The sequence below is a fragment of the Bradyrhizobium sp. LTSPM299 genome (genome assembly GCF_000938235.1).
In the GTDB taxonomy this organism is placed as follows: Bacteria; Pseudomonadota; Alphaproteobacteria; order Rhizobiales; family Xanthobacteraceae; genus Bradyrhizobium.
In genome coordinates this window covers 277,274-290,576 of the sequence record NZ_JYMU01000007.1, presented here as the reverse complement: position 1 = coordinate 290,576, position 13,303 = coordinate 277,274, and the positions used below count along the sequence as shown (strand labels likewise).

The following is a 13,303-nucleotide window of genomic DNA, read 5'->3' as shown; positions in this document are numbered from 1 at the left end:
GCGAAACGAGACAGGTCACGCCGCTCGCCGCAGATCATCCGCCAGCGCGCGATAGGACAGCGCCTCGGCCAGGTGCAATCGCCCGATTTTCTCCGTGCCGTCCAGATCGGCCAGCGTGCGCGCGACCCGCAGGACGCGATGATAGCCGCGCGCGGTGAGATGCATGCTCTCGGCAGCTTCACGCAACAGCTTTTGCCCCTGAGCATCCGGCTGCGCGATGGTTTCGAGCAGCGCGCTCGGCGCTTCCGCATTGGTGCGGATATGCGGCATGCCGGCGGCTGCATAGCGCGCGAGCTGGATGTCGCGCGTGGCCGCGACGCGGGCTGCAACCTCGGCCGATCCTTCCGACGGCGGCGGCAGGATCAGATCCGCCGCGGTCACCGCGGGTACCTCGATCCGCAGATCGATCCGGTCCATCAGCGGGCCCGAGATCCGCATCTGATAGTCGCCGGTGCAGCGGTCGATCGGTCCGCGCTTGCAGGAATAGCCGGGCTCATAGGCACGGCCGCAGCGGCACGGGTTCATCGCCGCGATCAGCGTGAAGCGCGCCGGATAGGTGACGCGATGGTTGGCTCTGCTCACCGCGACCTCGCCGTTCTCCAGCGGCTGGCGCAGCGAGTCCAGCACCCGCGGATCGAACTCCGGCAACTCGTCGAGGAACAGCACGCCCTGATGGGCCAGCGAGATCTCGCCGGGCTTGGCGCGCATGCCGCCGCCGGTCAGCGCGGCCATGCTGGCGGAATGATGCGGGCTGCGGAACGGGCGCCGCGCGGTCAACGCGCCGTCGCGGATTTCGCCGGCGACGGAGGCGATCATCGAGACCTCGAGCAATTCCGACGGCGACAGCGGCGGCAGGATCGAGGGCAGCCGTGCCGCCAGCATCGACTTGCCAGCGCCGATGTCCGCCGGCGGCCGCGATCTCGAGCGCGCGTTTTGCACTCTCCTGGCCCTTGATGTCGCGGAGGTCCAAGAGCGTCTCTTCGCGCTCATGCACCTTAGGTGAGGGGCGCGACAGAACCTGCGTGCCCTTGAAGTGATTGGCGATCTGGATCAGCGACTGCGCCGCGATGATCTGGATGTCGGGGCTGGCCCACGCGGCCTCCGAGCCGCAGGCCGCCGGGCAGATCAGCCCCTCGTCACGCGAATTGGCACCGATCGCCGCCGGCAGCACGCCCGCGACCGGCGCGATCGAGCCGTCGCGCCCGAGCTCGCCAAGCACAGTGAAGCCGCTGAGGGCATCCGGCGGGATTGCTCCGATCGCGGCCATCAGCCCGAGCGCGATCGGCAGGTCGTAATGACTGCCCTCCTTGGGCAGGTCGGCCGGGCCAGATTGACGATGATCCGGCTGGCGGGCAGCGCCAGCCCCGAGGCGATCAGCGCCGAACGAACCCGCTCTCGGGCCGCCGACACCGCCTTGTCGGGCAGTCCGACGATGGCAAAGGCCGGCAATCCGGGCGCGACCTGCACCTGCACATCGACCGCGCGGGCCTCAATCCCCTCGAAAGCGACGGTGGAAACGCGCTGGACCATGCTGCCCCTATCTTCCGCGTCAGAAGGTAGCGGAACCGGGTCCGGAACGCAAGAACATTACGGGAACAGTCGGGGACGACGAACGCCGCCCCCGAACTCGCCTCTTCTACAGCAGCATCTGCATCGGTTCGGGATAGTAGTGGAATCCCTCGCCGGTCTTGGCGACGTGGCCGTAGCCGGGCCAGGCGAAGTGGTAGGACATGATCGGCGTCTTGTTGGCCGCCAGCATGGTCAGCATCTTCACCCGCGACTGCGCCGCCTGCTTCGGATCGGTGTCGTAGGAGAATTCCATCAGCGGCTTTTCGAGCAGCAGCACCGCGTGATGGGTGAGGTCGCCGAGGAAGGCGAAGGACTTGCCGGCCGACGTCACCATGAACATGTGGTGGCCTACGGTGTGGCCGGGGGCCGCCATCGCCTGCACGCCGGGCAGGAATTCCTGGCCGTCCTTGAAGAACACCAGGCGGTCGCGCACCGGCAGCAGGTTTTTGCGGGCGTGAACCACGAAATCCTTCAGCGGGCTACCAAGCTTGCCTTCGTCGGTCCAGAAATCGAAATCGCTTTGGGCAATGTAGTATTGCGCGTTCGGGAACAGCGGCTTGTCGCCGGCGTCGACAATGCCGCCGATGTGGTCGATATGCGCATGCGACAGCACCACGGCGTCGATGTCATCCGGCTTGATGCCGGCTTCCGTCATGCTCTTCTGCTGCCGGCCCGTAGTTGGTCCAAACGCCTTCGAGGTTCCCATGCCGGTATCGAACAGGATTAGCTTGTCGCCGGTGTTCACGATCGGGGAGTTCTGCTCGAGTACGACATTGTCGGGATTGAGGAAGTTATCGGAGAGCATCTTCCGCACATCTTCATCGGGTATGCCGACGAAGGTGCCCTTGGGCGGACCTAGCGGCAGCGGACCGTCGGACACCACGGTCACCTCAGCATCGCCGAGAATGAAGCGGTGCCAATAGGGTGTTTGCGTGCCGAGTTTCGGGGCGCGTGCGACGGCGGTGCCGCCGAGCATGGTGCTGGCGCCGAGACCGGCACCGAGCGCAAGCAAGGATCGTCGTGAGACATTGAGCGTCATACGTCTTCCTCCACTGATCTTTATGATTTTTGCCGCCTGCGACAATCGGCCGCTATGACCGGACGCGGGCAGTAGAATGCTGCGCTCGCCCGCGAAAGCTGGCAAGGAGAATCCGGTCTAAAGAGCGCGCGGTAGAATTCTAGATTGACTGCAACCGCGATGCGTACCGCATAAGGAACGCTTATTTTGCAGTGCGCTTGGCCTCGATGGTATCCCAGATCATCGCTGCGACATCCGGGCCATTGAGCCGCTGAATCGCGCGGATGCCGGTGGGCGAGGTGACGTTGATCTCGGTAAGATTGCCGTCGATCACGTCGATGCCGACGAACAGCAGCCCGCGCTCGCGCAGCGCCGGGCCGAGCGTTGCGCAAATCTCGCGCTCGCGGTCGGACAGTTCGGTCGCCTTCGCGGCGCCGCCGCGCACCATGTTGGAGCGCAAATCATCCGGAGCCGGCACGCGATTGACGGCACCGGCGAATTCGCCGTCGACCAGGATGATGCGCTTGTCGCCATGCTTGACCTCGGGAAGGAAGCGCTGGATCACCCACTGCTCCTTGAAGGTGACCGAGAACATGTCGAACAGCGAGCCGAAATTCATGTCCTGCGGCATGACGCGGAACACCGCGGCGCCGCCATGGCCGTGCAATGGTTTCATGACAACGGCGCCATGCTGATCGCGGAACGCGTTGATCTCGTCGAGGTCGCGCGAGATCAGCGTCGGCGGCATCAGCTGCGGGAAATTCATCACGAACAGCTTTTCGGGCGCGTTGCGCACGCTGGCCGGGTCGTTGACGACCAGGGTCTTCGGATGGATACGTTCGAGGAGATGCGTCGAGGTGATGTAGGCGAGATCGAAGGGCGGGTCCTGCCGCAGCAGCACGACGTCGAAGGCATTGAGCGGTTCGCGCTTCGGCTCACCCAGCGTGAAATGATTGCCGACCTCGTCGCGCACGGTGAGATGCTGCAGTGGCGCCACCAGCTCCTCGCCGCGCAGTGATAGCTTGTCCGGCGTGTAATAGGAAATGCCGTGGCCGCGCTTCTGCGCCTCGAGCAGCAACGCAAAAGTCGAATCGCCGCGGATGTTGATGCGCGCGATGGGGTCCATCTGGACGGCGACGTTCAATTTCATGGGGCGTGTCCCGCGAGGTCTGGAGGGGTATCTTTAAGTGCTTGCGTCGAATGCCGCTAACAGATGGCGCGGCAGGCTGCGCGGCGCAATCAGAACGGCGTCGAATCTGAGATCAAATTCCGCATGCTCGGGATGCGTCATCAGCCAGACCTGGGCGGCATTGATGATGCGCTGCTGCTGGCGCGGCGTCACCGCATAGGCGGCGTCATCGAGGCTGGCGCGGGCCTTGACCTCGATGAACGCGATCAGATTGCGCCGGCGCGCCACCAGGTCGATCTCGCCATACGGCGTGCGGAAGCGCTTGGCCAGGATGCGATAGCCCTTGGCCATCAAATAGGCGGCGGCGCGGATCTCGGCGGAGAGGCCGGTGCGAAATGCCGCGACGCGTTCGGGGGAGGCGTTGTCAGTCTTCGCCATCGTCGCCCCGGACGTCCTTGGCGATCTCGAGCGCGCGGGCATAGACCTCGCGGCGCGGCCGGCCCGACAGTTCGACGGCATGCGCCACCGCATCCTTGACGCTGCCGTGCACCAGCGATGCGCGCAACAGATCGTCCAGCGCTGCCTCACCCATCATTCCGGCATCGTCCGCAGGCGGCCCGACGACGAGCACGAACTCGCCGCGTGTCTCCAGCGCATCTGCGTTTGCCGCAAGTTCGGCGACCGGCGCGCGCTGGACCTCCTCGTGCAGCTTGGTCAGCTCGCGGCAGATCGCGGCATCGCGCGTGCCCATGATCGCGGCGAGATCGCGTAAGCTGTCCTGCACGCGATTGCCGGATTCGAACATCACGAGCGTCGCATCGATCCTGGCGAGCTCGGTGAGCCGCGCGCGCCGCGCATGCTCCCTTGACGGCAAGAACCCTTCGAAGAAGAACCGGTCGGTCGGCAGCGCCGCAACCGACAGCGCGGTCAGGACCGATGACGGTCCGGGCAGCGCGATCACCTGATGCCCGGCGGCGCAGACCTCGCGCACCAGCTTGAAGCCGGGGTCCGATATCAGCGGCGTGCCGGCATCCGAGACGAGCGCGACCGAGGCGCCCTGCGCCAGCCGTTCCAGGATTTTTGGCCGCGCCTGCGCAGCGTTGTGTTCGTGATAGGGCTTCAGCTCGGCCGTGATTGCATAGCGCTCGGTCAGGCGGCGGGTGATCCTTGTATCCTCGCAGGCGATGACGTCGACGCCGGCCAGCGTCTCCAGGGCGCGCAGGGTGATATCGCCGAGATTGCCGATCGGTGTTGCCACCAGATGCAGTCCAGGTGTCGCCTTTGGGGCCGTCAGCACCTGGCCGGCCACGGAAAAGGTTCGGTCCGCAGGCGGGGTCGTGGCATCGGAGCTGTGGAGGGTGCTGGTTTTTGCGCGCATAATACCAATCTAGAGGGATGGCGGCGCTTTCGCCAACATCCCGACAGGGCCGGTCGAAAGCCCGCCGAAGCGCCGAGAATGGCAAGCCCCGGCAACGGCGCCGCAAGGCCATAATCCTTTTGTTTTGGTTAACTATTCGCCGACAATATGCCCAAATCCACCCCCCTTTATCAGGGCTGGATGGAATCCTGGCCGATCACGGTCGGTCAAGAGAAGAGAGACGATGGCAGGCCCGCATAACCGCAAGTCCCCGCCGTCGGGCGCGACCCGGCGGACAGCGCTTGGCCTCATCGTTGGTGCGCCGCTGCTGTCGGCCTGCTCGGGTATCCAGCAGAGTCTGAGCCAGTTTGGCGGTCAGGATGCCGGGCCCGCCGGTCCCCAGCAGCAGCCGCAGGCGGTCGGAACCGGGCAGGTCAAGGTCGGCCTGATCCTGCCGCTGTCAGCGTCTGGCAATGCCGCCGTCGCCGCACAGTCGATGCGGAACGCTGCCGAAATGGCGCTGGCAGAATTTCAGAACCCGAACATCCAGCTCCTGATCAAGGACGATGGCGGTAGCCCACAGGGCGCGGCGCAGGGCACCCAGCAGGCGTTGTCCGAAGGGGCCGAGATCATTCTGGGGCCGTTGTTTGCCGGCTCGGTGCCGCCCACGGCGCAGCTGACACGCCCGCGCGGCACGTCCGTGATCGCGTTCTCGACCGATTCGAGCGTGGCCTCGCGCGGCGTGTTTCTTCTGAGCTTTCTGCCGGAATCCGACATCAATCGCATCGTCGATTATGCCGCCGGCACCGGAAAACGCTCGTTTGCGGCGATGGTGCCCGACAATGCCTATGGCAACGTGGTCGAGGCCGCGTTCAAACAGGCCGTCGGCCGCAAGAACGGACGCGTCGTCGCCTTCGAGAAATACGGCGCCGATCGCGCCACGCCGGCACGCACAGTGGCGCAGGCACTCGGCTCGGCCGACGCGCTGCTGCTCGCCGATGACGGTGATTCGGTCGTCGCGACCGCGGATGCGCTGACCGCCGCGGGCTCCAATCTGCGCAACATCCAGCTGCTCGGAACCGGGCTGTGGGACAATCCGCGGGTGTTCGCGAGCCCGGTTTTGCAGGGCGGCCTTTATGCAGCGCCCGATCCGGCTGGTTTCCGCAGCTTCGCCAATCGCTACCGCACCAAGTTCGGCGGCGAGCCGGTGCGCACCGCGACGCTTGCCTATGACGCGGTGGCCCTCGTTGCAGCACTCGCGCGCACCCAAGGTGCGCAGCGCTTTTCGGCGGAAACCCTGACCAATCCATCCGGCTTTGCCGGCATCGACGGCCTGTTCCGCTTCCGCGCTGACGGCACCAACGAACGCGGTCTTGCGGTCATGAAGGTGGCATCGGGCGGTGGCACGCCGGTCGCCGGCTCGCCGAAGAGTTTTGGCGCGTAAAGGCTTTAAGCAGCCAGGTCTGCGACGACAGCGTCGAGCACCGGGAATCCCGACTTCGTTACGCGCAACCGTCCGTCGGGGTCGACGGCGATCGCGCCTTCCTCGCGCAGCGTGGCGATCCGGTGCGGATCGAGCTGGCGGCCGGACAGTGCCGCATAGCGCTTGGGATCGATCCCTTCCGCGAGCCGCAGCCCCATCAGCAGGAATTCGTCGGCGCGCTCCTCGCTGTTGAGGCGATCGTCGGTCATGACACCGTGGCCGCGCTCCTCGACCTTCGATAGCCACGCCTCGGGACGCTTGTCCGTTGCGGTCGCGTGCCTGACGCCATCGATGTCGAGACGGCCATGTGCGCCCGGTCCGACGCCGGCATATTCATCGCCACGCCAATAAACGAGGTTGTGTTTGCACTCTGCGCCTGCGCGCGCGTGATTTGAGATCTCGTAGGCCGGCATTCCCTCGCGCGCACAGACCTCCTGGGTGACGTCGTAGAGCGCGCGCGCCGTCGCCTCATCAGGCGTCTTCAACTTGCCTGCGGCATGCAGTCCGAAGAACGGCGTGCCTTCCTCGATCGTCAGCTGATAGAGCGACAAATGCTCGGCCGCCTCCGAGATCGCCTGCTTCAATTCGCTTGCCCACATCTGCGGGGTCTGGTCGGGGCGGGCATAGATCAGGTCGAAGGAATAGCGGTCGAACACGGTGCGCGCGATCGCAACCGCATCGAGCGCCTCGCGCGCGGTGTGCAGGCGTCCAAGCGCCTTCAGCGAGCCATCGTCAAGTGCCTGCACGCCGAGCGAGACGCGGTTGACGCCGGCTGCGCGATAGCCGCGAAAGCGCGTCGCCTCGACGCTGGTCGGATTGGCTTCGAGCGTGACTTCGACATCGCGCGCGACTGACCAGTGTTTGCCGATCGCATCGAGCACGGCGCCGACGGTCTGCGGCTGCATCAGAGAGGGTGTGCCGCCGCCGAGGAAGATCGAGGAGACTTCGCGCCCCGGCACGCGTGCGGCGGTGGTCTCGATCTCGCGGGCAAAGGCGCGCACGAAGCGATCCTCGTCGACCGGCGCATGCCGGACATGGCTGTTGAAATCGCAATACGGGCATTTCGACAGGCAGAACGGCCAGTGCACGTAGACGCCGAAGGCTCTTCGCTCAGCGTGGCTCAAGACAGATCTCCGCGAGCTTGACGAAGGCGCGGGCGCGATGCGACAGGCCGAGCCCGATCGGCGGCAGGCCGTGCTTCTCGATGCTGGTCATCTCGCCGAAGGTACGCCCGTGACCGTCAGGCAGGAAGGCCGGATCGTAGCCAAAGCCGGCGGTGCCGCGCGGCGGCCAGACCAGGGTTCCATCGACCCGGGCCTCGACCTCTTCGAGATGATCGTCGGGCCAGGCCACGCACAGCGCGGAGACGAAGTGCGCCTTGCGCTTGTCCGGCGTGGTGGCGCTGCGCTCTTGCAGCAGGCGCTCGATCCGGGTCATCGCCGCCATGAAATCCTTGGTTTCGCCGGCCCAGCGCGCCGAATAGATACCGGGTGCGCCGTCGAGCGCGTCGACCACGAGGCCGGAATCGTCGGCAAAGGCCGGCAATCCCGCAGCCTTTGCGGCTGCGATCGCCTTGATCGCCGCATTGGCGCGAAAGCTCTCGCCGGTCTCCTCAGGCTCGGCGAGGCCAAGCTCGCCGGCCGACACCGCTTCCACCCCGTGCGGCGCCAGCAGCTCCCGCATCTCGGCGAGCTTGCCGGGATTGTGGGTGGCGATCACGAGCTTTCCGGTGATTCGGCGGTGCATGGCCAATCTGACTACGCCACCGCGAGCTTTTGCAAGTCGACCAGACGCGCGACACCTTTGCGCGCCAGCGCCATCAGCGCCAGGAATTCGTCTTGCGAGAACGGCGTCTTCTCGGCGGTGCCCTGCACCTCGATGATGCGGCCGTCACCGGTCATGACGAAATTGGCGTCGGTATCGGCTTCGGAGTCCTCGGCATAATCGAGGTCGAGCACCGGCGTGCCCTTGTAGATGCCGCAGGAGATCGCCGCCACGTTGTCGCGCAGCACGTTGGCCTTCAACATGTTGCGGGTCTTCATCCAGTTGATGCAGTCCGCAAGCGCGACCCATGCGCCGGTGATCGAGGCGGTACGGGTGCCGCCATCGGCCTGGATGACGTCGCAATCGACGGTGATCTGGCGTTCGCCCAGCGCTTCCAGGTCGACCGCGGCGCGGAGGGAGCGGCCGATCAGCCGCTGGATCTCGACGGTGCGACCGCCCTGCTTGCCGGCGGACGCCTCGCGGCGGGTGCGTTCCAGCGTGGCGCGCGGCAGCATGCCATATTCGGCGGTGACCCAACCGCGGCCCTGGCCCTTCAGCCACGGCGGCAGCCGTTCCTCCAGCGTGGCGGTCACCAGCACATGGGTGTCGCCGAATTTCACCATGCAGGAGCCCTCGGCATATTTGACGACGCCGCGGTCCAGCGACACGGGACGCAGTTCATCGGGCGCACGGCGGCTTGGCCGCATGGGGAATCCTCCGAAAAATCCGAGAGTAAGGTGCCGGAGCGTGACGACTTGTCTCGAATCGTCATCGCGCTCTAACGTTTTGTTTGAGCACGACCTTTTCGGAAAACCGGTTACAATTCTTCCGGATCGTGCTCAAGCCGTGCTTGTAGGAGGGGGAACGGGCAGCGGCAAGGGTTTTCGGCCTGGCCATTTGGTCTGAATGGCTGCTTGTCACGGGCCTCGCGGATCGACAGATTAGGGGCAATTGTGAGGGAGTAGTGCGTGGCTCACCACGATCCGATCAGCCTGATCACGCCGCATGCGGGGCTTGCCCAGCTCAACGAGCGCTCGCGCGACATTTTTCGTCAAATTGTCGAAAGCTATCTTGCGACCGGCGAGCCCGTCGGCTCGCGCAATATTTCGCGCCTGATTGCGTTGCCGCTGTCGCCGGCGTCGGTCCGCAACGTGATGTCGGATCTCGAGCAGCTCGGCCTGATCTATGCGCCGCATACCTCCGCCGGCCGGTTGCCGACCGAACTCGGCCTGCGCTTCTTCGTCGACGCCCTGATGCAGGTCGGCGACCTCACCGAGGCGGAGCGCCAATCGATCCAGACCCAGCTCGCCTCGGTCGGCCGCGCGCAATCGGTCGAGGCGGCGCTCGGGGAAGCGCTGACCCGGCTGTCGGGGCTGACCCGCGCCGCGGCCGTGGTGTTGACGCCGAAATCGAACGCGCGGCTGAAGCACATCGAATTCGTGCGGCTGGAACCGGAGAAGGCGCTGGTCGTGCTGGTCAGCGAAGACGGCCAGGTCGAAAACCGGGTGCTGGCCCTGCCGCCCGGGGTTCCCTCTTCGGCGCTGACGGAAGCGACCAACTTCCTCAACGCGCGGATCCGTGGCCGGACCCTGGCCGAAGCGCGCCTCGAGCTCGAGACCGCCTTGACGCAGAACCGCGCCGAGCTCGACCAGTTGACGCAGAAGGTGGTGGCGGCCGGCATCGCGAGCTGGTCAGGCGGCGAGAACGAAGACCGGCAGCTGATCGTGCGCGGCCACGCCAATTTGCTGGAGGATCTGCATGCGCTCGATGATCTCGAGCGCGTCAAGTCGCTGTTCGATGATCTCGAGACCAAGCGCGGCGTGATCGACCTGCTCGGCCGCGCCGAACGTGGCGAGGGGGTGCGGATTTTCATCGGCTCGGAGAGCAAGCTGTTCTCGCTGTCGGGTTCCTCGACCATCATCGCGCCTTACAGCGATGCCCATGGCCGGATCGTCGGTGTCCTCGGCGTGATCGGCCCGACGCGGCTGAATTATGCCAGGGTGATCCCGACCGTCGATTACGCCGCGCGTATCGTCAGCCAGATCCTGGGCGGCTGACCGGACGGAAGTTGGTTTTCATTTGACGCGTTTTTTCGCGCGAGCCGGGGGCCGTCCCGGGTCAAGTTCGGGACAGGCTTTCGCTCGAAAACGCTATGTTGCGCTTGATTTTCGTCGTCGAAAGCACGATATCCGGGCCAGCCAATCCCCAAGATTTGAACGACGCGTGTTTTTTCGAGAAGGCAAGCCATGACCGATCCGAACCGGACCAATGACAATACCGAGAATCCGGCGCCGACGGGCGAGCCTATGGTCTCCAAGCCCTACATCATGCCCGACGATCCCGAGGTCGGATCGACGGAGGCCTTAAGCAAGGAACTGGCCGAGACGCGCGACAAGATGCTACGTACGCTGGCCGAGATGGAGAATCTTCGTCAACGCACCCGCCGCGAGGTCGCCGACGCCAAGACCTACGGGATCACCGGCTTCGCCCGCGACGTGCTCGATATCGCCGACAATATGCAGCGCGCGCTCGATGCGGTTCCGGCCGAGGCCAAGGAAGCCGCCGATCCCGGCCTGAAGGCATTGATCGAAGGCGTCGAGCTGACCGAGCGCTCGCTGCTCAACGCGCTGGAAAAGAACGGCGTGAAAAAGTTCGATCCGATCGGCGAGAAGTTCGATCCGAATTTCCAGCAGGCGATGTTCGAGGTGCCCGATGTGTCGGTACCGTCAGGCACCGTGGTGCAGGTCATGCAGGCCGGCTACATGATCGGCGAGCGCATCCTGCGCCCGGCCCTGGTGGGCGTCTCCAAGGGCGGCGCCAAAGCCGCCCCGGCTGCCGATCTCACGGCCTGATCGTTTCGACATCGCGCGAGACGATCTTGCGCCAAGACTGACGTCAAGAAACCTTAAGTGATGTCCGATGACTGGATCCGCTTGACGCCGGCCTTGGCCATGTCGGTCCAGGCCTTCGCAAGCGATCCTTGCGTGTCGATGCCGCGGCAGGCGTCTTCCACCACATAGGTTTCGAAGCCGGTCTTGCGTGCGTCCAGCGCGGTCCACGCCACACAGAAATCAGTAGCGAGCCCGGCGACGAACACGCGCTTGACGTTGCGCGCCTTCAGATAGGCGGCAAGGCCGGTCGAGGTCTTGCCGTCGGCCTCGGTGAAGGCTGAGTAGCTGTCGACGTCCTTGTGGAAACCCTTGCGGATGATCAGCTCGGCCTGCGGGATCGCGAGATCCTTCGACAGCGAGGCACCGTCGGTGCCCTGCACGCAATGGTCGGGCCACAGCACCTGCTTGCCATAGGCGAGATCGATCGTCTCGAACGGCTTCTTGCCGGAATGGACCGAGGCGAAGGAGATGTGTCCGGGCGTGTGCCAGTCCTGCGTCATCACCACATTGGCAAAGCTCTTGGCCATCTTGTTGATGATCGGCACCACCTGCTCGCCGTCCTTCACCGCCAGGCTGCCGCCGGGCAGGAAGCAGTTCTGGACATCGATCACCAGCAGCGCCGAGCCGTCATCGGGCTTGATCGCTGCTGCCCAAAGCTCGCCCGGAGCCAGGGTTGCAAGAGCCGCCGCGCCAAGACCTGTAACAAGACCTGCAACAACCTGCCGTCGATCCAACATCGTGCCTCTCCTCGCTGGGGTGAACCGTGCGAGGAGGCTAGTTCCGTTTGCGTACAAACGAAAGTCCGATTTTTCGGCGGGCGCTGCGGAAACTTCGACCAGAGCGTTTTCGAGCGAAAGCCGGTCCCGGACTTCGCGTATAGAAAACACATCAAATCAGGAATCGAGAGCCCCGTTCGGATTCCATCGGAACGGAAGCGGCTTTAGCCGCGTGGCTGGATTCCGTCACGCACCGCGCGGAAGCGCGGGAATGCCTTCTCCCAGTCGGTGCGCGGCGAGCTGCCGATGATGCGCATCGACGACTGCGAGCCAAATCGCAGCCACTGCACGATGGTGACAGGCGTGTTGTCCTTGCCGCTGATCGCGTCGATCCGTGTCTCGTAGCCGGCCTGGCCGTCGATACGGATCGGCTCCGACATGGTGATGTGCCCATCGCGCACGCCGGGAATCGTGGTGGCAATCTGCTGGGCGAAGCGGCCGCGATCGTCGGGAGAGGCCGCGGTCGAGCCGATGATGCCGAGGAGGATGAAGGGCCTGGTTTCGAAGCCGGTCTTCTCGTCGCCGTCGGCCAGCATCAGCGCCGCGCCGGGCGCCACCATGCGGACGGTCTTGAAATTGCTCAGCTCGGTAATCTTGAACGGCATCATGCCGAGCTGCTCGTCGACCGGCACTTCGTTGCGGATGACGGCGGTGGCGAACATCTGCCGTACGGCGTCGTCGGTGTAGATCCTGGCGGCGTTCTCGGGCACCTGCACCGCGATGTAGCCGGAGAAGGTCGGGCCGGGCAAAATCATGGAGTAGCGGCGCACATTGGTCGCGCCGTCCCGTGCGCTCTCGACGGTATAATAGGCGAGTCCTGCCGGGGTCTCGAGGCTCTCGGGCTTGATGCCGCCGCTGCCGGCGGGATTGGCCTTGAAGGCGTTGACGACCTCGCCATAGGCATCCGGGGGCAGATCGGCGATCAGGACCTTGACGCCCTGGTCCTCGGTCTCGAAGCCGATAAAGGACTTTGCGCGAACGAGGCCGACCAGCGGCTTCATGCCGACATGGGCACCCGGCGGAAACACCACGTCATCAGCGAAAGCGGACCAGGTGGTGGCAATCAGCACAGCAACCGCAGCGAGAACTCGAAAGGGCGTCATGAAGGATCTACCGGGTTTGCTTGGAGGCCGCTCAAAGGGCCAGTGCAGGGCTGGGTGGGCCGCATCAGTCGGCCCGCTTTTAGCGGTTTTGATGGCCCTGCAACAGGTCCGCCTGATCTTCGTTTCCGCTCTGCCGTCACGATTCCACGGGTTTTTCGCCAGACAAGGCGGCCCTTTCCCGGGTTTCCCGACATTTCTCGGTGAAACAATCGC

12 protein-coding genes and 1 pseudogene are annotated in these 13,303 nt (G+C 65.0%); 3 read left to right on the top strand and 10 right to left on the bottom strand.

The window, feature by feature from the left end; genetic code table 11:
* Nucleotides 1–15 precede the first annotated feature (15 nt).
* From UP10_RS05865 to rsmI, 5 genes and pseudogenes are all read right to left on the bottom strand, one after another.
* Nucleotides 16–1,530 (bottom strand): annotated as a pseudogene (locus UP10_RS05865) (YifB family Mg chelatase-like AAA ATPase).
* Nucleotides 1,531–1,636: 106 nt separating this feature from the next.
* The gene (locus UP10_RS05860) at nt 1,637–2,608 is read right to left on the bottom strand and encodes an MBL fold metallo-hydrolase (RefSeq protein WP_044586408.1); all 972 of its coding nucleotides are present in this window, start codon (nt 2,606–2,608) and stop codon (nt 1,637–1,639) included.
* Between the two features lie 181 nt (nt 2,609–2,789).
* Nucleotides 2,790–3,737 (bottom strand): glutathione synthase, encoded by a 948-nt coding sequence (gshB, locus tag UP10_RS05855; RefSeq protein WP_044586407.1) that lies wholly within the window; start codon nt 3,735–3,737, stop codon nt 2,790–2,792.
* Between the two features lie 33 nt (nt 3,738–3,770).
* A complete protein-coding gene (locus tag UP10_RS05850; RefSeq protein WP_044586406.1) occupies nt 3,771–4,154 on the bottom strand; it encodes a YraN family protein in 384 nt (127 codons plus the stop codon).
* Nucleotides 4,141–5,094, bottom strand: a complete 954-nt coding sequence (gene rsmI, locus UP10_RS05845; RefSeq protein WP_044586405.1) for a 16S rRNA (cytidine(1402)-2'-O)-methyltransferase — start codon at nt 5,092–5,094, stop codon at nt 4,141–4,143. The genes UP10_RS05850 and rsmI overlap by 14 nt, the downstream gene beginning before the upstream one ends.
* Before the next feature lie 223 nt (nt 5,095–5,317).
* Here rsmI and UP10_RS05840 point away from each other — a divergent pair, with 223 nt between their 5' ends.
* Nucleotides 5,318–6,517: a penicillin-binding protein activator gene (locus UP10_RS05840; protein WP_044586404.1), complete on the top strand. Its 1,200-nt coding sequence runs from the start codon at nt 5,318–5,320 to the stop codon at nt 6,515–6,517.
* A 5-nt stretch (nt 6,518–6,522) separates the two neighbouring features.
* Here UP10_RS05840 and hemW read toward each other — a convergent pair whose 3' ends face one another.
* Genes hemW through rph form a run of 3 tightly spaced genes read right to left on the bottom strand, consistent with a single transcriptional unit; the run spans nt 6,523 to nt 9,027 of the window.
* On the bottom strand, nt 6,523–7,680 hold the full coding sequence (gene hemW / locus UP10_RS05835; protein ID WP_044586403.1) for a radical SAM family heme chaperone HemW: 1,158 nt from the start codon (nt 7,678–7,680) through the stop codon (nt 6,523–6,525).
* Complete coding sequence (gene rdgB, locus UP10_RS05830) at nt 7,667–8,302, bottom strand: RdgB/HAM1 family non-canonical purine NTP pyrophosphatase (protein ID WP_044586402.1); 636 nt, start codon at nt 8,300–8,302, stop codon at nt 7,667–7,669. Before rdgB ends, hemW begins: the two co-directional genes overlap by 14 nt.
* An 11-nt stretch (nt 8,303–8,313) precedes the next feature.
* A complete protein-coding gene (rph, locus tag UP10_RS05825; protein WP_044537980.1) occupies nt 8,314–9,027 on the bottom strand; it encodes a ribonuclease PH in 714 nt (237 codons plus the stop codon).
* Nucleotides 9,028–9,288: 261 nt separating this feature from the next.
* On the opposite strand from rph, the gene hrcA reads away from it, so the two are divergent.
* Both hrcA and grpE read left to right on the top strand, forming a co-directional pair.
* Nucleotides 9,289–10,377 (top strand): heat-inducible transcriptional repressor HrcA, encoded by a 1,089-nt coding sequence (gene hrcA / locus UP10_RS05820; RefSeq protein WP_044537979.1) that lies wholly within the window; start codon nt 9,289–9,291, stop codon nt 10,375–10,377.
* Nucleotides 10,378–10,566: 189 nt separating this feature from the next.
* Nucleotides 10,567–11,172: a nucleotide exchange factor GrpE gene (gene grpE / locus UP10_RS05815; protein WP_044586401.1), complete on the top strand. Its 606-nt coding sequence runs from the start codon at nt 10,567–10,569 to the stop codon at nt 11,170–11,172.
* A gap of 53 nt (nt 11,173–11,225) precedes the next feature.
* On the opposite strand, the gene pncA is transcribed toward grpE, so the two are convergent.
* Together pncA and UP10_RS05805 are read right to left on the bottom strand one after the other, a co-directional pair.
* Nucleotides 11,226–11,948 carry a bifunctional nicotinamidase/pyrazinamidase gene (gene pncA, locus UP10_RS05810; RefSeq protein WP_044586400.1) on the bottom strand — a complete coding sequence of 241 codons (723 nt, stop codon included), beginning with the start codon at nt 11,946–11,948 and terminating at the stop codon, nt 11,226–11,228.
* A 203-nt stretch (nt 11,949–12,151) separates the two neighbouring features.
* Complete coding sequence (locus tag UP10_RS05805; RefSeq protein ID WP_044586399.1) at nt 12,152–13,090, bottom strand: hypothetical protein; 939 nt, start codon at nt 13,088–13,090, stop codon at nt 12,152–12,154.
* Nucleotides 13,091–13,303: the final 213 nt, after the last annotated feature.